Raw genomic sequence first — 17337 nt, forward strand, 5'->3', positions numbered from 1 at the left:
TGGTTAGCCAGCGAAACTGGATAAACTCGGCAAAACTTCATTCATTTAAAAGCAGGGCTTGATAATGGACCTGTTCCAGTCGATGAGCGTCTACGTCAAAGTCGTCGAGGCCGGGAGCATGACGGCGGCCGCGTTGCAGTGCGACATGTCAACGACCATGGTCGGCAATCATCTGCGCGCGTTGGAGCAACGACTAGGCGTGCAACTGCTGCAACGCACGACCCGCCGGCAACGGCTTACCGAATTCGGCAGCGTTTACTACCAGCGTTGTCTGGAAGTGTTGGGATTGGTCGCCGACTCCGAACGCCTCGCCGAACAGACCCTCGATCAACCTCGGGGCATGCTGCGCCTCACCGCGCCGCTGACGTTCGGCGTTGAACGGCTGGCGCCGGCGCTGAGTGAGTTTTCGTTGCTGTATCCGCAGGTCAAACTCGATGTGGTGCTGACCAACAGCCGTCCCGATCTGCTGGAAAGCGGCCTGGATGTGGCATTTCGCTTGGGCAATTTCGACCAGTCCAACCTGATCGCCCGGCCCTTGATCGACTACACCCTGACCGTCTGCGCCTCGCCGCATTACGTCGCCCGGCGTGGCATGCCGAAAACCCCGGAAGACCTGCAACAACACGACTGTCTGTCGTTCGCCTATCCCGCCGGTGACGACTGGCAGTCGGTGGAAAAGCGCTGGCGCCTCAGCGGCCCCGACGGAGAAATAATGGTCGACGTCAGCGGGCCTATGCTGATCAACAGCTCCGCCGGCTTGCATCAGGCTGCCCGCACCGGCATGGGCATCGTGATGCTGCCGGATGCGCTGGTAGAGCAAGACCTGCGCGAAGGCCGACTGGTGAAGGTGGTTGCCGATTTCCAGCCGCCCAGCAGACCGATGCATCTGCTCTACGCGCCGGATCGTTATCGTTTGCCGAAATTGCGCCGGTTCGTGGAGTTTGCGATGCAGACATGGGGGAAATCCTGACGTCGCCTGCCCGCCCCTTCCATGAAAATCGCTGACAAGGACATGAACAGCAGATGATCAGCACACTCAACGTACGTGATTTGCTACCCGCCGAAACAGAATCGGTGAGGCAGTTTCTCGGGCAGCATGGCTGGGGCCATCGCACCGGTTCAACTGAACACTTCGCTCAATTGATCGAGCACTCGCAGCGCACGGCCGTCGCCGTTCAGGGTGAGCGCATCATCGGATTCGCTCGCGGGATCAGCGATGGCTTGTCCAATGGTTACCTGTCGATGGTGGTGGTCGATGACCAGCATCGGCGTGAGGGGATTGGCCGCGCACTGGTCGAGCACATCATGGGCGACAACCCGGATATCACGTGGGTGCTGCGGGCCGGGCGCGAAGGCGCAGAAGCTTTTTTTGCCCGCCTGGGTTTTCAGACTTCGCTGATTGCCATGGAACGGCCGCGCCGGAAATAGCGCACGCCGGGAAAAAACTCGACCGGCAGACCGTTGCTCCGTGACAACGCCGCCCCGCTCCCCTAAATTAGTCGGCCTGAAAAAGCCCGCGGCTTTCTCATCTCCACTCAAGTTAAAAAGTAGTGAAATTTCAATGTCCGATTTCAACACCGCTGAATCCGTAGTCACCGAATCGTCCAAAGCGGAATACGAAAACTCCATCAATCTTTCACAACACCTGCCACAAGCCAAAATCATCAGCGAGATGGTCCTGGACGCGTTCCAGTCGACCCGCGAGAGCGACCAGATCCGCGAACTGCGCGCGGCAATCCGTCAGGCTCACGACAGCTTCGATGACGACAAGGCCTACGAACTGATGGGTCAGCTCAAGGCGCTGAAAGACGCAGAAGCCGCGGACCTCGCCGCCCTTGAAGACCTCAGCAGCAAGTTCTCGATCGGCCGCATCTTGTCCAGTTTCAAGGACGATCCGGCGTTTCAGGAGATCGTTTACGGCCTCGCGCTGAAGGTGCTGAACCAGACCCATCAGGCGATCAGCAATCCGAGCGGCGGCAAGAGCAAGGCTGCGAAGAAGAAAGAAGTCGAAATCTTCACCATCAGCAAGGACGGCATCAGCGTGACCTTGCCACTGCGCACGCCACGCTCGCGCCTGAACGTTGACCGTGCAGCGCTGGAGTTCCTCGGTTTCACTTTCGTCGGTGAAGGCGAAGAGGCGGAGCTGGAGAGCGAAACGTTCATCGACAATGCCGGCACCGAACAAGCCGTCAACCGCAAGAACATCATCACTGCGTTGCAACAGCAGACCGCGTTTGATGGCTATAGCATCGCCGCGCAGTAATAGCGCAGCCGCTGTACGAAAAAGCCCCGCGCTGGGATTCAGTGCGGGGCTTTTTGTTGTCCGGCTTGGGATTCGTGAGGAGTCGAAAATCCTCGCCCCTCACCCCAGCCCTCTCCCGAGGGAGAGGGAACCGATCGGGAGATATTCAAGAGATGCACCGAAATGAAAGTGCGGTGCCGAATCCACAATCGCCTCAATCTCTCAGGTCGATGTATAGCGCAAGACACCTCGGTCGGTCCCCTCTCCCTCGGGGAGAGGGCTAGGGTGAGGGCAAGCCGCTAAACCACCCTCAAGCCGAAGGATGCAACGCCACAATCATGTCGACCTCAATCGCCGCATTCTTCGGCAACTGATACACACCAACCGTGGTGCGCGTGTGCCGTCCCGCATCACCGAGTACATGACTGAACACGTCCGACGCACCGTTGGCCACTTCGCTCAGGTCAACGAAATCCGGCGTCGACTTCACGTAAACAGTGACCCGCAACAACGCCTTGATCTTGTCCAGCGAACCCACCGCATCGACGATCAATGCCAGGCAACGCATCGCACTGATGCTCGCGGCAGCTTGCGCATCCTTGAGGTTCAGCTCCAGCCCTACGCGACCGGGGTACTGAATCTTGCCGTTAGTGCGCGGCACCATGCCGCTGATATACAACTCGTCGTGATGACGGATCAGCGGCGCGTAATTGCCGCCGGCGGTGTTCTCACCATAAATGTCGTAGTTCAGCTCTTGGGCCAGGGCAATAAAACGCTCGTCGCAGGTCATCCTCTCAGTCATCTCGCCCAGCCTTTTTGATCAGTGCATGAAGTAACGCAGGTTAAGACAGCTGAACACCAGCAAATGGCAAGGCGCTATCACTGTCATGGTTGGATCCAAATCTAGGGGGTTTACCGGGAGTCCGCAACCGCCAACCCAGCAAATTCAGTGATGCTCGCGAATGGCAGCACATCGATTCAACATTATCCGCCCAACAAAAAACCCCGCACATTTCTCAATGTGCGGGGTTTTTCTTCAAGCCTTTGAGCCTTACGGCGCGTACGTCAGCAGCAGCTCTGCGGGCACCTTGAAGTCCAGGGACATCATGACGCTCAACGCAGTGATGGTGAAGATCGAGAACACGAACAGCTTGCGTGCCCAGACCGTGTCATCCACTGCCTTGTAGCCGGTCCAGGCCATGTACAACCAGTACATGCCCATGGCCGCGGCCACCGCGAGGTAGCTCATGCCGGCGTAACCGCTGAAGGTCAGCATCAAGGTCGCTACGAGGAACGCCAGGATGTAGAGCAGGATGTGCTTCTTGGCCACTTGAATCCCGCGCTTCACTGGCAGCACCGGAATCGATGCGGCCAGGTAATCGTTGAAGCGGAAGATCGCGATGGCATAGGAATGCGGCATCTGCCACAGGCTGAACATCACCAGCAACGTCAGCGCGGCCATGTCGAAGCTGTTGGTCACGGCAACGTAACCGATCACTGGCGGCATGGCGCCGGACAGACTGCCCACCAGCGTGCCGTGAACCGACTTGCGCTTGAGGTACAGGCTGTAGAAGCCGACGTAGATAACGAAGCCGATCACCGCGAACAAAGCGGCCAACGGGTTGGCCACCTTGTACAACAACGCAACGCCGAGAACACCAAGGATGGTCGCGTAGACCAGGGCCAGTTTCAGGGAGATCAAGCCCTGTACCAGCACCCGGTTCTTGGTGCGTTCCATCTTCAGGTCGATGTCGCGGTCGATGCAGTTGTTGAACACGCAACCGGAGGCAACAACCAGGGATGTACCGATCATGGCAGCCAGAAACACCGCCAGATCCACATGCCCTTTCGAGGCCAGGAAGAACCCGCCTGCCACAGAAAGCACGTTACCGAAAATGATCCCCGGTTTGGTGATTTGGATAAAGTGCTTGAGCGACATCGGGTCTTACCTCACTTCGCCATCATGTAGGTGTGGATGCTGAACATGATCCACAACGACAGGCCAACCAGCAGCACGATCACGATCGCCGTAAAGACGAAGGCGATCACGTTGTTACGCTGAGCAATGGAACGGTCCAGGTGCAGGAAGTAATACAGGTGAACAATCACCTGGATCACGGCGAACAACAGAACGATTGCCAGCGTAGTGGCCTTCGGCAGGCTCGGGTACATCACCAGACCGAAAGGAATCACGGTCAGGATCACCGACAGGATGAAGCCAATGGCGTACGACTTTACGCTGCCGTGGCCAGCATCATGGCTGTCATGGGAGTGTGCATTAGCCATTACAGAGTCCCCATCAGGTAAACAACGGTGAATACGCAGATCCACACCACGTCCAGGAAGTGCCAGAACAGGCTCAGGCAGCTCAGACGGGTCTTGTTGGTCGCCGTCAGGCCGTGCTTGTTGACCTGGTACATCATGATGCCCATCCAGATCAGACCCGCCGACACGTGCAGACCGTGGGTACCGACCAGGGTGAAGAACGCGGACAGGAAGCCCGAACGGCTAGGACCGAAGCCCTCGGAGATCAGCAGGTGGAACTCGTTGATCTCCATGGCGATAAAGCCTGCGCCGAGTAGGAAGGTCATGAACAACCAGCCCAGAACCTGCTGCTTCTTGCCTTTGAACAACGCCAGCATGGCGAAGCCGTAGGTGATCGAACTGAACAACAGCAGAGCGGTTTCGCCCAGCACGTATGGCAGTTCGAAGATGTCGTGGCCCGACGGGCCACCGGCAACGTTGTTTACCAGTACTGCGTACACCGCGAAGATCGACGCAAACAGAATGCAGTCGGTCATCAGGTAGAGCCAGAAACCGTATACGGTCATCTCGCCCGAGTCGTGGTGATGGTCATCGTGCCCATGGTCACCATGGGCGTGTCCAACATTGGTCACTAAGTTCGACATGGTTTAAGCCTGTTCCAACGAGGTTTCAACACGGGTGGCACCGGCCGGGATTTTCCCTGCCGCGACCAGACGCTTGTGCTGCTCGGCTTCGATACGCTCGATCGTTTCAACCGGAACCATATAGCCCTGGTCGTCACGTGCAGCGTGGATCACGAAGTAGATGACGGTGCCGGCCAGGCTGGCGATCGCCAACCACCAGATGTGCCAGATCATCGCGAAACCGAAGACGGTCAACAGTGCGCCCATCACCACGCCAGTGGCGGTGTTGTTCGGCATGTGGATCGGCTCGTACTTGGCCGGACGCTGGTACGCCGTACCGTTTTCCTTGGCTTCAGTGAACGGGTCGATGCAGTCAGCCTTAGGCAGCACAGCAAAGTTGTAGAACGGAGGTGGCGACGAGGTCGACCATTCCAGAGTGTGCGCATTCCACGGGTCACCGTGATCGCAAATGTTCTCTGGCTTGTTGCGGTCACGCACACTGACGTACAGCTGGATCAGTTGGCAGGCGATACCGGCAGCGATCATCACCGCACCGAACATGGCAACGTACAGGTACGGTACCCACTCAGGGTTGGTGGTGGCGTTCAGACGACGGGTCATGCCCATGAAGCCCAGTGCATAGAGCGGCATGAACGCGACGAAGAAGCCCGAGATCCAGAACCAGAACGCGGCTTTACCCCAGCCTTCGTGCAGCTTGAAGCCGAACGCTTTCGGGAAGTAGAACGCGAAGCCTGCGATGTAACCGAATACCGCACCGCCGATGATCACGTTGTGGAAGTGCGCGATCACGAACAGGCTGTTGTGCAGCACGAAGTCAGCACCCGGGATGGCCAGCAGTACGCCGGTCATGCCGCCGATGGCGAAGGTCACCATGAAGCCCAGGGTCCACATCACCTGGCTGGTGAAGCGCAGACGGCCCTGGTAGATGGTGAACAGCCAGTTGAACAGCTTCACACCCGTCGGGATGGAAATCAGCATCGTCGCCAGACCGAAGAAGGCGTTGACGCTCGCACCCGAACCCATGGTGAAGAAGTGGTGCAGCCAAACCATGAAGCCCAGTACCGAGATCGCGCCCGAGGCGTAGATCATCGAGTGGTGGCCGAACAGTTTCTTGCCGGTGAAGGCCGAGATCACTTCCGAGAAGATGCCGAAGGCCGGCAGGATCAGGATGTAAACCTCAGGGTGGCCCCAGGCCCAGAACAGGTTGACGTACATCATTGGATTGCCACCAAGTTCATTGGTGAAAATGTGGAAATCCATGTAACGGTCAAGGGTCAGCAGTGCCAGGGTAGCGGTCAGGATCGGGAACGAAGCCACGATCAGAACGTTTGCCCAGGTGCAGGTCCAGGTGAAGATCGGCATGTCCATCAGTTTCATGCCAGGGGTACGCATTTTCAGTACGGTCGCGAGGAAGTTGACCCCCGTTAGCGTCGTACCTAACCCGGATAGCTGTAGCGCCCAGATGTAGTAGTCCATGCCCACGCCAGGGCTGTATTGCAGACCCGACAATGGTGGATAGGCAACCCAACCGGTCTTGGCGAATTCGCCGACGCCCAGGGACAGGTTGATCAGCACAACGCCGGATACCAGCAGCCAGAAGCTCAGGGAGTTCAGGAACGGGAACGCAACGTCACGCGCGCCGATCTGCAGCGGCACTGCAAGGTTCATCAGGCCGGTGAAGAATGGCATCGCCATGAAGATGATCATGATCACACCGTGAGCGGTGAAGATCTGGTCATAGTGTTCAGGTGGCAGGTAGCCAGGCGAACCCTCGGTGGCCATGGCCAACTGGGTACGCATCATGATCGCGTCGGCAAAACCGCGCAGCAGCATGACCATGGCGACGATGATGTACATCACGCCGATTTTCTTGTGGTCGACCGAAGTCAGCCACTCGGTCCACAAGTAGGTCCACTTCTTGAAGTAGGTGATTGCAGCGAACAGCGCCAGACCACCGAGGGCGATCATGGCGATGGTCACCATCACGATCGGCTCGTGGAATGGGACTGCTTCCCAACTTAATTTACCAAACATCGTTTACTCCTCTGCCCCGGCAGCTGAATGCGAACCCGCGTCAATATCCGTGGCCGCCACTTCTTTCTCTTTCTTCTCGTGCTTCAGCGGCTTGCCCGGCTTCATACCTTCGTACTTGTCGACGATGATCTGGAACTGGTTCGGCGTGACCGACGAGTAGAGCTCGACTGGGTTGTTCTGGCTCGGTTTGGCAAGTGCCGCGTATTCAGCTTGATCAAGCTGTTTAGGTGACTTCTTGACTTCACTTACCCAGGCGTCGAAATCTTCCTGAGTGGTGGAGATAGCCTTGAATTTCATACCGGTGAAACCGGCACCGCTGTAGTTGGCGGAGATACCGTCCATTTCAGCGTTGCGGTCAGCGATCAGGTGCAGCTTGGTCTGCATGCCCGCCATCGCGTAGATCTGGCCGCCCAGACCCGGGATGAAGAACGAGTTCATCACAGCGTCAGAGGTGATCTTGAAGTTGATTGGCGTGTGCGCCGGGAACACGATCTTGTTGACCGTGGCAATGCCTTGTTCCGGGTAGATGAACAGCCACTTCCAGTCCAGCGCGACCACTTCGATGGTCACAGGCTTGACGTCGGACTGGATCGGACGATACGGGTCCAGTTCGTGGGTCGAAATGTAGGTGATGTAACCCAGGGCAATGATGATCAGGACCGGGATGGTCCAGACGGCCACTTCGATTTTGGTCGAGTGCGACCATTTCGGGGTGTAGACGGCGTTCTTGTTCGACGCGCGGTACTTCCAGGCGAACAGGAAGGTCATGACGATAACCGGCACGACGACCAACAGCATCAGCAGGGTCGCGGTGATGATCAGGTTTCGCTGTTCCAGGCCAACCTGGCCCGTTGGATTGAGCAAGGTCATGTTGCAGCCTCCCAGCAACAACGTGCCGAGCAGCGGCACTAGGCCTAGTAATCTGGGGTACCTGTTTTTACTCATCTCACGACCTCTAAAGCAGCTTGCGCAATGCAGTTGGGTTTTGATCGCCAACACTTCACCCTGCCAAGGGTTGGCATTTTCTTTGGATTGAATAAGGGCCGCCCGTCGCGCGTCAGACGCTCGACAAAACCTGGGACAGCGGTCAGTTCTTATTCGAATTCGTGGTCAAAGGCCTTGTTACAGACCAATTCCATTTGGTGCGGAAAGTTGGAAGGCACCGACACCTGGGTGTCTTGAAAAGCCTCTCGACTCACTCGACACCCGACTTCCTGCTCGCCTCCTTAATAAAGGCTGAACAGTGCCGGGAATTCAGTGCGGGCGATTGTAGATAGGTAGCGCCCTATACACCATGTCTTATCCCGAAATAATTTTTATCCGTTCGAGCAACAATGCGTCGCCATTTTTGCAAAAGTTCCGCATGTTATCGAAATAGATTCTCAACAAAAACACCAAAAATTGTGGGTGTACCCGCGTCAGTTCAGACAGCTCCGAAGGCCTTTTCCGAACGCTCTAACAGCGCAAAGCCCGATAACCCAAGGCTTTTGGCCATATGCCAGCGCTTGTTAAAACTGCCTGCTCCGGCACTCGTGTGGTAAAGCCAAAAAACCTCGAAACTGACCAATCCTTTTTTGTAACAACGGCCGATTCCGCATGACTGAAGCGTCCTGCGACACCCCGCGTGTGACAACATGTCGCACACCTGCCACACCCTGCCTTGCCGTCCGTCACGGTGTTTTCACAAACACTCTGAAAGGCAAAACGCCCCGATATGCTGATACGCAAATCGGGGCGTTTTCTGTATCGGCCAGACTGCCGATTAGTTGACTCAGCGCAGTGCTTTTCGGTTACGCGAAGTCAGCAGCGGCACCAGGATCACCACCAGCACGAAGGCCACCAGTGCCCATTGCGCCAACGACAGGCCAAGGATCGGCGGGTACGGCGTCGAGCAGAATCCGTCGACCTGGAAGCCCAGCGGGAAGATCTTCGCCAGCGGCAGATCATCGACAATCGGCTGCAGCACATCGATGCCGCAGCTCACCGCCGGATAGAACTGGGTGTACACGTGATGCCCGGCCACACCGGCCCCGGCAATCGCACAAATCACCACCAGCACTTCGAACACGGTGATGCTGCGACGGCTGCGCATGGCCGCGCCGATGAACGCAAACAGCGCGATCAGCAGCAACGCATAGCGCTGCAAAATGCACAGTGGGCACGGGGCCTCGCCGAGTACGATCTGCATGTACAGCGCACCACCGATCAACGCCAGGCAGATGATGCCCAGCAGCACCAGAAAGCGCCGCTCACGTCCCAGTCGAATCGTTTCCTCGCTCATCGCGTTTCCTTTATATGTCCATGGTTCAGCTGACTCGCGGCTGAAGGTTGTCGCAAGTCTACACCGGGGCAATAAACGATAAAGCGGTTAAGAAACGATTAACCTTGGATCATGTTTCACAAATTCAGACCGCATAACGGCCATCGCGAGCAGGCTCGCTCCCACATTGGATCTGCGTTGAACACAAATCCTGTAGGAGTGAGCCTGCTCGCGATTCAGGCGACTCGGTCTTGAGAGTTATTCCAGAGCTGAAGCCGGCCCGAAGAACTCATAACGGCTCTGATTCTCGGGCACACCCAGCGCTTTCAGATGCCGCTTGATCGCCCCCATGAAACCCTTCGGCCCAAGGAAGTAAGCATCCACATCACGCTGCTGCGGCAACCACTCACCAAGCAGTGCCTGATCCAGCATCCCGACCTTGTCCGCCGCCGGACTCACACCATCATCTTCGGCATAGCAGTAAAAACGCTTGAGTTGCGGATGACGCGCCGCCAGCTCATCAATCCAGTCGCGGAACGCATGCACACGGCCATTGCGCGCGCAGTGGATAAAGTGCACCGGGCGCTCGGTTTCCAGCGCCGCTTCAAGCATCGCCAGGGTTGGCGTAATGCCGACGCCGCCGCTGATCAGCACCAGCGGCTTGTCACTCGCGGTCAAGGTGAACTCACCCGATGGCGGGAACAGCTGAATGCTCGCACCGACCTGCAGCTGATCGTGCAAATGGTTGGACGCCCGGCCGCCCGGCTCGCGTTTGACGCTGATGCGGTACTGACCGTTGTTGGCCAATGCCGACAGCGAGTAGTTGCGGCGGATTTCTTCACCATCGAGGATCAGCTTCATGCCGATGTACTGGCCCGGTTCGGCCGCGAGAATCGGGCCTTTGTCTGCCGGTTCAAAGTAGAACGACACGATTTCCGCGCTTTCCTCGACTCTGGCTGCGACGATAAATTCACGCGCCCCGCGCCAGCCGCCGAGGGCGTGTTCCTTCTGGTCATAGATCGCGGTTTCGGCGCCGATCAGAATGTCCGCCAGTTGCCCATACGCCGCGCCCCAGGCGCTCATTACTTCCGGTGTGGCGATCTCTTCGCCAAGCACTTCGGAAATGGCGCGCAGCAGGCAGGTACCGACAATCGGGTAGTGCTCCGGGAGGATCTGCAGGGCGACGTGCTTGTTGATGATCTTCGCCACCAGATCGCCCAGTTGGTCGAGCTGATCGATATGACGCGCATACATCAACACGCCGTTGGCCAAGGCGCGCGGCTGGTCACCACTGGCCTGGTGGGCCTGGTTGAACAGCGGGCGGACTTCAGGGTATTCGGAGAGCATCATGCGGTAGAAGTGCGTGATCAGCGCTTCACCGCCGCTTTCCAGCAGAGGCACGGTGGATTTGACGATGGCACGATCCTGGACGCTAAGCATAAGAATGACTCCTGAGCTTTCTTGAAAAGTTGCCTTAGAGTTATCAGGTTTCGTGCCAATTTATTTATCCATATAAATCAATCAGTTAAAAATATCGTAGTCATAACGACTCAGAGAGATTTATAGTCAACCAGACTACATCTTGTCACTTTGACTACAAGACCATGACCGCGAAATCCCTGCTCACCGCCCTGCTGCCTTTAGTTTCCGACCTGTCTCGCGAATTGCCCGAGGGCGAGCGTTACCGACGCTTGCTTGAAGCCATGCGCGCCCTGCTGCCCTGCGATGCAGCGGCGTTGTTGCGTCTCGACGGCGAAGCGCTGGTGCCGCTGGCGGTGGACGGTTTGAGTACTGACACCCTCGGTCGGCGCTTCAAGGTCAGCGAGCACCCACGCTTCGAGATTCTCCTGAGCGGAACTGGCCCCACCCGGTTCGCCGCCGACAGCGACTTGCCCGACCCTTATGACGGTTTGGTCGACGGCCTCGACGAGCACCTCGAAGTTCACGATTGCCTCGGCTGTCCTTTATTTGTCGATGAAAAGCTTTGGGGCCTGATTACCCTCGACGCCCTTGATCCCGAGCGCTTCGAACCGATCGAACTCGACGCCCTGCAAGCCTTCGCCAGCCTCGCCTCGGCCACGGTCAACGCCGCCGAACGCATCCAGCGTCTGGCCAATCGCGCCGAGGACGAGCACCAGCGCGCCGAGGTTTATCGCCAGGCCAGCGGCCAGCAGAACCGCGAGATGATCGGCCAGAGCAAGGCGCTGAAGAAGTTGGTTGAGGAAATCAATCTGGTCGGCGGCAGTGATCTGACCGTATTGATCACCGGCGAAACCGGGGTCGGCAAAGAGTTGGTCGCCCAGGCGATTCACGCCGCATCACCGCGCGCCAACCAACCGATCATCAGCCTTAACTGTGCCGCGCTACCCGACACACTTGTGGAAAGCGAACTGTTCGGCCACGTGCGCGGCGCCTTCACCGGTGCCACCAATGATCGGCGCGGCAAGTTCGAACTGGCCAATGGCGGCACGCTGTTTCTCGATGAGGTCGGCGAGTTGTCGCTGACCGTACAGGCGAAATTGCTGCGTGTTTTGCAGAGTGGCCAGTTACAACGATTGGGCTCGGACAAGGAGCATCAAGTCGATGTGCGCCTGATCGCCGCGACCAACCGCGACCTGGCCGAAGAGGTGCGCAGCGGTCGCTATCGCGCCGACTTTTACCATCGCCTGAGCGTGTACCCGCTGCGCGTGCCGGCGCTGCGTGATCGCGGCCGTGATGTGTTGTTGCTCAGCGGCTTCTTCCTCGAACAGAACCGCTCACGCATGGGCCTAAACAGCCTGCGCCTGAGCAGCGACGCCCAGGAAGCCTTGCTCGCCTACACATGGCCGGGCAATGTGCGCGAACTGGAACACTTGATCGGGCGCAGTGCGTTGAAAGCGTTGGGCAACTGCAAAGTGCGGCCGAAGATCCTCAGTTTGAGCGCAGCGGATCTGGATTTACCGCGTGAGGTTGTGGATAACTCGGTTGAGGCTGTTGCCGGTGTCGTGGCTGAGATGCCGTTGATCAGTGGGGATTTGCGCAGTGCGACCGAGCAGTATCAGCGGCGTTTGATCAGTGCGGCGCTGGAGCGTAATCAGGATAACTGGGCGAGTGCGGCGCGGGAGTTGGGGCTGGATAGAGCTAACCTCGGTCGCATGGCCAAACGACTAGGCATGAAGAGCTAAAAGCCCACCCTCACCCTAGCCCTCTCCCTGAGGGAGAGGGGACTGATTGGGGGATATTGCAGAATTCCGCCGACGTGAAAGACCTTCACTGAATCCATAATCGACTCGGTCCTTCAGGTCGATGTACATCGTCAGACACCTCGGTCGGCCCCCTCTCCCTCCGGGAGAGGGCTGGGGTGAGGGGCTTTGGCTTTGGCTTTTGATCTGCACGCCACCCGACAACTAACCTAAAGCCCACCCCTTTAACGCCGATAACCCGGCATCAATAGTGTCTGGCGATTTCCAGCCTCGCCCACCACCTTTCCACAGAAGGTTCATATGTCCTCCACCAAAGCCCGCGCAGACTCACTTTCGCTTCTACTGTTTACCTTGCGCAGCGGTAAGTTGATGGCGATCAACCTGCTGAAAGTCAGTGAAATCATTCCCTGCCCGCCGCTGACCAAGCTGCCGGAGTCGCACCCGCACGTGAAAGGCATTGCCACTTTGCGCGGCGCCTCGCTGTCGGTGATCGACCTCAGCCGCGCCATCGGCGAACGTCCATTGGAAGACCCGAACGGCGGCTGCCTGATCGTTACCGACGTCAGCCGTTCGAAGCAGGGTCTGCACGTGCAGGCGGTGAGCAAGATCGTCCACTGCCTGACTACCGACATCAAACCGCCGCCGTTCGGTTCCGGCGGTTCACGCGCCTACATCACCGGCGTGACCTCGGTGGACGGCACGCTGGTGCAGGTGCTGGACATCGAAAAGGTTATCCACAGCATCGCCCCGGCGCAGATCGAAATGGCCCCGACCGACCTGAGCATGGAAGACGCCGAAGTCCTCGGCAACGCGCGGATTCTGGTGGTCGACGACAGCCAGGTGGCGCTGCAGCAATCGGTGCACACCCTGCGCAACCTCGGCCTGCAATGCCACACCGCACGCAGCGCCAAGGAAGCCATCGATTGCCTGCTCGACCTGCAAGGCACCTCGCAGCAGATCAACCTGATCGTCTCCGACATCGAAATGTCCGAGATGGACGGCTATGCCTTCACTCGCACCCTGCGCGAGACGCCGGACTTCGCCCATTTGTACGTGCTGCTGCACACCTCTCTCGACAGCGCGATGAACAGCGAAAAAGCGCGGCTGGCCGGGGCGAACGGCGTACTGACCAAGTTCTCCTCGCCGGAACTGACCCACTGCCTGATCGAAGCGGCCAAACACGTCGCCGCACACGGGCACTGAGTCTTGGCCGAGACGTACTGTTTTTTGATGCGGCGTGATCTTGCCAAAGACGCGCCGGATGCGCTTTGGCCACAAGGCATTGAACTGTGCACGTACTCCGTCGAACTGGCGGCGGACGTGCATCTTTTGATGCAACTGGGGTACCGAGAAGGCGGCGGCCGGGTGCCAGCGCTGGACGCTTGGCAGCAGCAGTTCGAGAGCAATCCTGAATATGATCCGATGCTGTGCTTTATTGCACGCGATGGCGAAGGCGTGGTCGGCGTAGCGCAATGCTGGACCAGCGCCTATATCAAGAATCTGGTGGTGCATCCGCGCATGCAGGGGCGCGGACTGGGCCGGGCATTGTTGCTCACGGCATTCAAGGTGTTTCAGCAGCGGCGCGAAGGGTTTGTTGATCTGAAAGTGCTGGAAGACAACCGGCGGGCGCAGCGGTTGTATGAAAGTGCCGGGATGTATGTGGTCCGCCGGGAACTGGTGCCGGACTGATCAACCGCTTTCGCGAGCAAGCTCGCTCCCACCCTGGAATGCATTTCAAACTGTAGGAGCGAGCCTGCTCGCGAAGAGGCCAGCACAGGCAACTTCCCTTCGCAGGCAGACTCCAACCTTGGCCACCCACGACCAAGGATGCCCCCCCATGAAAGCGCTCACCCTCAGCCTGCTCTGCCTCACCGCTCTCGCGTCCCAGGCCCACGCCTCCAGCCCCGATGCCTGGGCCGCTTACGACAAAACCGTGCTCGCCAGTTGCAGTAAGGCCAGCGGCCTGAAAAACGCCAAACCCGTCGGCACACCCGCACAATTCGACGACCGCGTCGGCTACACCGCCATCCTGCTGCAAGGCCAATACCCGCAAAAACACATGAAAGGCCAGCAAGGCACCGAACTGTGCCTGTACAACAAAACCTCGAAAACCGCCTTCGTCACCGAGTGGGACTCGATCCGTCCGGTCGGTAAAGCCCGGTGAGTGGCGCATAACTTGCTTCGATCCGCGCCTGTGCGGTGGTTTTCCGCCACCGTTTCACACCCTGATTGAAGACAGATCGCTCAATGAATACGACGTTTTCCTGCGTAGGCTGCGGCAAATGCTGCAACGACCACCATGTCCCGCTGACCTTGGCCGAGGCCCGTATGTGGGCGGCGGATGGCGGTCAGGTGATTGTGCTGGTAGAGGCTTTTCTCGGTAACGGTCTGGGTTTGCCAGCGCAGCAGCGAGAACATGCCGAACGGCGTTCAGCGCTCGTTCGCAGCGGCGCAATCGACGCCCATGTGGCGATCACCTTCGCCGCGTACAACGTCGGCCCCTGTCGGAATCTTGACGAAGACAAGTTGTGCCGCATCTACGAGCGGCGGCCACTGGTGTGTCGCATCTATCCGGCTGAAATCAACCCGCATATCCCGCTCAACCCTGCCGCCAAGGATTGCCCGCCGGAGTCCTGGCAACAGGGGCCGGTACTAATTGCCGGCGGCGAGTTGGTCGATCAGGAGCTGGCTGAATTGATTCAACGTTCGCGCCAGGCGGATCGGGATGACATCGGCCTTAAGGACGCAATCTGCGCGATGCTCGGGATTCGGACCACAGCGCTGAAGGGTGACGGCTTTACCGCTTATTTGCCGAACATGGATGCGTTTGCGGCGGTGATTGATCAGGTGAGTGCGCAACCACTGATGACGGCGCCGAGTGAGTGGGTGTTTCATCTGTCGGGCGACGATGTTGCCGGGCAGGTGTTGGCGGCCGGGGCACAGGTGGTGACGGAGCCGGCGCAGACGTATGCGTTTATTTCGTTGCGGGCGGCTTGATCGGGGTTTGCAAAGACCAAACTGGCCTCATCGCCGGCCAGCCAGCTCCCACAGGTATCTCGGGCCCTCACATAAATTGTGTACGACACAGAGCCCTGTGGGAGCTGGCTTGCAGCGATGAGGCCGGCACAGGCAGCCTCAATCGCCGCGTTGAGCGCAGGCGGGAATAAAACTCAGCGCTTGCCCATCGAACGACGGGTGCCCGGCGGCGCCATGCCCGGGGTCTTGGTGTGGCCGTTCTTGGCGCCGTTCTTGTACCACGGCTGGTTCGAGCCTTTGGCAGCGGCCAGTTCACCCGGTTTGAACGGGAACTTGAAGGCCGGGATTTCGGCTTTGGTGTCGCTGGTATCGGCCAGTTCAGCCGAGACATCGCTCACGGCGTCGTCAACCGGCGGCAGGGTCGGGGAAGTCATAAAAGCTCCGGAAAGCAAAAAGTCGGGCCCGATCAGTGAGCCGCGAAGGCGCGCAGTATACCTGTGCGCCATGGCTCGGCACCTGAAGATTTGCAGCGCACGCCGAACGGTTTACAGGTAACTGATGATGACGATGCCTTTATCGGTCGAGGTCTTCAGCGCTTCGTAGCGCATGGAAATCGGCAGCGACTGTTGACTGCAAGCGTTGCGATCGGTGTCGACATCGACTTTCACGCCGGGCTTGATTTCGATCTGGCGAGACTCACGAGACGCAAACGCCCCGACTGGTCCGACCTGACAGCCCGAGTCAACGATTTGACCGGTGAAGCGGATCTCGCCGGATTGACTGGCAGGCGCAGCGAAGGCTGTCAGTGGAAGCAAGAAAAGCACAGACGGCAGAGCGGTTTTCAGCTTCATTTCAAGACACTCCCGCGGTAAGCGGCCCAGAGAACCCGGGCTACACCATGTTTATCCGCGTGCTGGGACGGATCTTGAGAAGCGTAGTGGGTAAATAAGTCCCTGATTGGGACTGATCGGTCCCTTTTTGGGACCGTTATACCGCCATCGCGAGCAGGCTCACTCCTACAATTGGAATGCGTTTTAACTGTGGGAGCCAGCCTGCTGGCGATGAACGATGACGCGGTGTTCAACCCTGAGGATCAACCCGATCCAGCGCGCGGTTTACCGCCAGCTCGGCGAGCATAACGATCTGCTGGATCGCCAGCGCCGTACTGCGCTGCGGACGACTGAGCTGATCGGCCAGATCACCGGCCATGACATTGGCTGAAGCCAGCGATTCGCAGGCATGGGCGAGCAGGCTTTCGGTGTCGATGTTCGGGTGGATGAGGAACATCGTACTGGGCTGACGCGGTTTGACCGGTTCGGGGCAGAGGTAGAAATCGAGAGCGCGCTTGATGGCTTCGCGGGTTTTGAGCTGGTCGTCGGCGCGGATGGCGTCTTCGAGTGGGGTTGTGGGATCGATGGGTGGATCGGGTACGGGCTTAGTCATTTACTCAGTCCTCACTGATTGGAGCCAACAATTACCGTTTCTCACGCGGCGAATTGGGTGGCAGCTACGTACGGGGTGAGAAACCGGGCAAGGACCAGTACAACCTCCGGCCGGACCGAAGTCCGCCCGTACATAGCCGCCATAAAAATGCAGGCAGCAATCAGCTGGCGCCGATTATGACGGTACTGGTATTGGAATAATACTTAGCCCGGGTTCTCACACCCGATCGCCGAGTTTTCGGCGACAACCAAAGACTAGAGAGCGCACGTCCGACGGACAACCTGAAAACCT

Annotated in this window: 19 protein-coding genes; 8 read left to right on the plus strand and 11 right to left on the minus strand. The window is 58.4% G+C overall.

The genetic code is table 11. The features are described 5' to 3' along the window. Window positions 1–64: 64 nt before the first annotated feature. The 3 genes from ACM6IV_RS27960 to ACM6IV_RS27970 all read left to right on the plus strand — a co-directional run bounded on the left by ACM6IV_RS27960 (window position 65) and on the right by ACM6IV_RS27970 (window position 2263). Window positions 65–970: a LysR family transcriptional regulator gene (locus ACM6IV_RS27960; RefSeq protein WP_414872551.1), complete on the plus strand. Its 906-nt coding sequence runs from the start codon at window positions 65–67 to the stop codon at window positions 968–970. Between the two features lie 53 nt (window positions 971–1023). Continuing rightward, window positions 1024–1428: a GNAT family N-acetyltransferase gene (locus tag ACM6IV_RS27965; protein WP_414872552.1), complete on the plus strand. Its 405-nt coding sequence runs from the start codon at window positions 1024–1026 to the stop codon at window positions 1426–1428. A gap of 133 nt (window positions 1429–1561) precedes the next feature. Beyond that, window positions 1562–2263 carry a hypothetical protein gene (locus ACM6IV_RS27970; RefSeq protein ID WP_414872553.1) on the plus strand — a complete coding sequence of 234 codons (702 nt, stop codon included), beginning with the start codon at window positions 1562–1564 and terminating at the stop codon, window positions 2261–2263. A gap of 289 nt (window positions 2264–2552) precedes the next feature. Here ACM6IV_RS27970 and ACM6IV_RS27975 read toward each other — a convergent pair whose 3' ends face one another. From ACM6IV_RS27975 to hmpA, 8 genes are all read right to left on the minus strand, one after another. Then, on the minus strand, window positions 2553–3044 hold the full coding sequence (locus ACM6IV_RS27975) for a RidA family protein (protein ID WP_123420133.1): 492 nt from the start codon (window positions 3042–3044) through the stop codon (window positions 2553–2555). A 249-nt stretch (window positions 3045–3293) separates the two neighbouring features. Further along, a complete protein-coding gene (cyoE, locus tag ACM6IV_RS27980; protein ID WP_053123579.1) occupies window positions 3294–4181 on the minus strand; it encodes a heme o synthase in 888 nt (295 codons plus the stop codon). Window positions 4182–4192: 11 nt separating this feature from the next. Next, complete coding sequence (gene cyoD, locus ACM6IV_RS27985) at window positions 4193–4528, minus strand: cytochrome o ubiquinol oxidase subunit IV (RefSeq protein ID WP_007916940.1); 336 nt, start codon at window positions 4526–4528, stop codon at window positions 4193–4195. Then, a complete protein-coding gene (cyoC, locus tag ACM6IV_RS27990; protein WP_034156084.1) occupies window positions 4528–5151 on the minus strand; it encodes a cytochrome o ubiquinol oxidase subunit III in 624 nt (207 codons plus the stop codon). Before cyoC ends, cyoD begins: the two co-directional genes overlap by 1 nt. 3 nt (window positions 5152–5154) lie before the next feature. Continuing rightward, window positions 5155–7185, minus strand: coding sequence for a cytochrome o ubiquinol oxidase subunit I (cyoB, locus tag ACM6IV_RS27995; RefSeq protein WP_414872554.1), 2031 nt, complete (start codon window positions 7183–7185; stop codon window positions 5155–5157). 3 nt (window positions 7186–7188) lie between these two features. After that, window positions 7189–8130 (minus strand): ubiquinol oxidase subunit II, encoded by a 942-nt coding sequence (cyoA, locus tag ACM6IV_RS28000; protein ID WP_090286083.1) that lies wholly within the window; start codon window positions 8128–8130, stop codon window positions 7189–7191. A gap of 826 nt (window positions 8131–8956) precedes the next feature. Beyond that, entirely contained in the window at window positions 8957–9466 is a 510-nt protein-coding gene (locus tag ACM6IV_RS28005) for a disulfide bond formation protein B (protein ID WP_034156083.1), read from the minus strand. 237 nt (window positions 9467–9703) lie between these two features. Further along, window positions 9704–10885: an NO-inducible flavohemoprotein gene (gene hmpA / locus ACM6IV_RS28010; protein WP_414872555.1), complete on the minus strand. Its 1182-nt coding sequence runs from the start codon at window positions 10883–10885 to the stop codon at window positions 9704–9706. Between the two features lie 164 nt (window positions 10886–11049). Here hmpA and norR point away from each other — a divergent pair, with 164 nt between their 5' ends. The 5 genes from norR to ACM6IV_RS28035 all read left to right on the plus strand — a co-directional run bounded on the left by norR (window position 11050) and on the right by ACM6IV_RS28035 (window position 15624). Next, complete coding sequence (gene norR, locus ACM6IV_RS28015; RefSeq protein WP_414872556.1) at window positions 11050–12609, plus strand: nitric oxide reductase transcriptional regulator NorR; 1560 nt, start codon at window positions 11050–11052, stop codon at window positions 12607–12609. Between the two features lie 318 nt (window positions 12610–12927). Beyond that, complete coding sequence (locus ACM6IV_RS28020) at window positions 12928–13830, plus strand: chemotaxis protein CheV (RefSeq protein ID WP_414872557.1); 903 nt, start codon at window positions 12928–12930, stop codon at window positions 13828–13830. 27 nt (window positions 13831–13857) lie between these two features. After that, the gene (locus tag ACM6IV_RS28025; RefSeq protein WP_414872558.1) at window positions 13858–14316 is read left to right on the plus strand and encodes a GNAT family N-acetyltransferase; all 459 of its coding nucleotides are present in this window, start codon (window positions 13858–13860) and stop codon (window positions 14314–14316) included. 148 nt (window positions 14317–14464) lie between these two features. Further along, entirely contained in the window at window positions 14465–14791 is a 327-nt protein-coding gene (locus tag ACM6IV_RS28030; protein ID WP_414872559.1) for a hypothetical protein, read from the plus strand. A gap of 83 nt (window positions 14792–14874) precedes the next feature. After that, window positions 14875–15624, plus strand: coding sequence for a YkgJ family cysteine cluster protein (locus ACM6IV_RS28035; protein WP_414872560.1), 750 nt, complete (start codon window positions 14875–14877; stop codon window positions 15622–15624). Window positions 15625–15797: 173 nt separating this feature from the next. Here the strand turns inward: ACM6IV_RS28035 and ACM6IV_RS28040 are convergent, their stop codons facing one another. The 3 genes from ACM6IV_RS28040 to ACM6IV_RS28050 form a co-directional block, all read right to left on the minus strand. Further along, window positions 15798–16037, minus strand: a complete 240-nt coding sequence (locus tag ACM6IV_RS28040) for a hypothetical protein (RefSeq protein WP_123463171.1) — start codon at window positions 16035–16037, stop codon at window positions 15798–15800. Between the two features lie 111 nt (window positions 16038–16148). Then, window positions 16149–16454 (minus strand): type 1 fimbrial protein, encoded by a 306-nt coding sequence (locus tag ACM6IV_RS28045; RefSeq protein WP_414872561.1) that lies wholly within the window; start codon window positions 16452–16454, stop codon window positions 16149–16151. A 229-nt stretch (window positions 16455–16683) separates the two neighbouring features. After that, on the minus strand, window positions 16684–17046 hold the full coding sequence (locus ACM6IV_RS28050) for a DUF6124 family protein (protein WP_414872562.1): 363 nt from the start codon (window positions 17044–17046) through the stop codon (window positions 16684–16686). Between the last annotated feature and the right edge of the window lie 291 nt (window positions 17047–17337).

Origin of the sequence: Pseudomonas sp. IT-347P (assembly GCF_949768005.1) — a bacterium.
Classification (GTDB): domain Bacteria; phylum Pseudomonadota; class Gammaproteobacteria; order Pseudomonadales; family Pseudomonadaceae; genus Aquipseudomonas.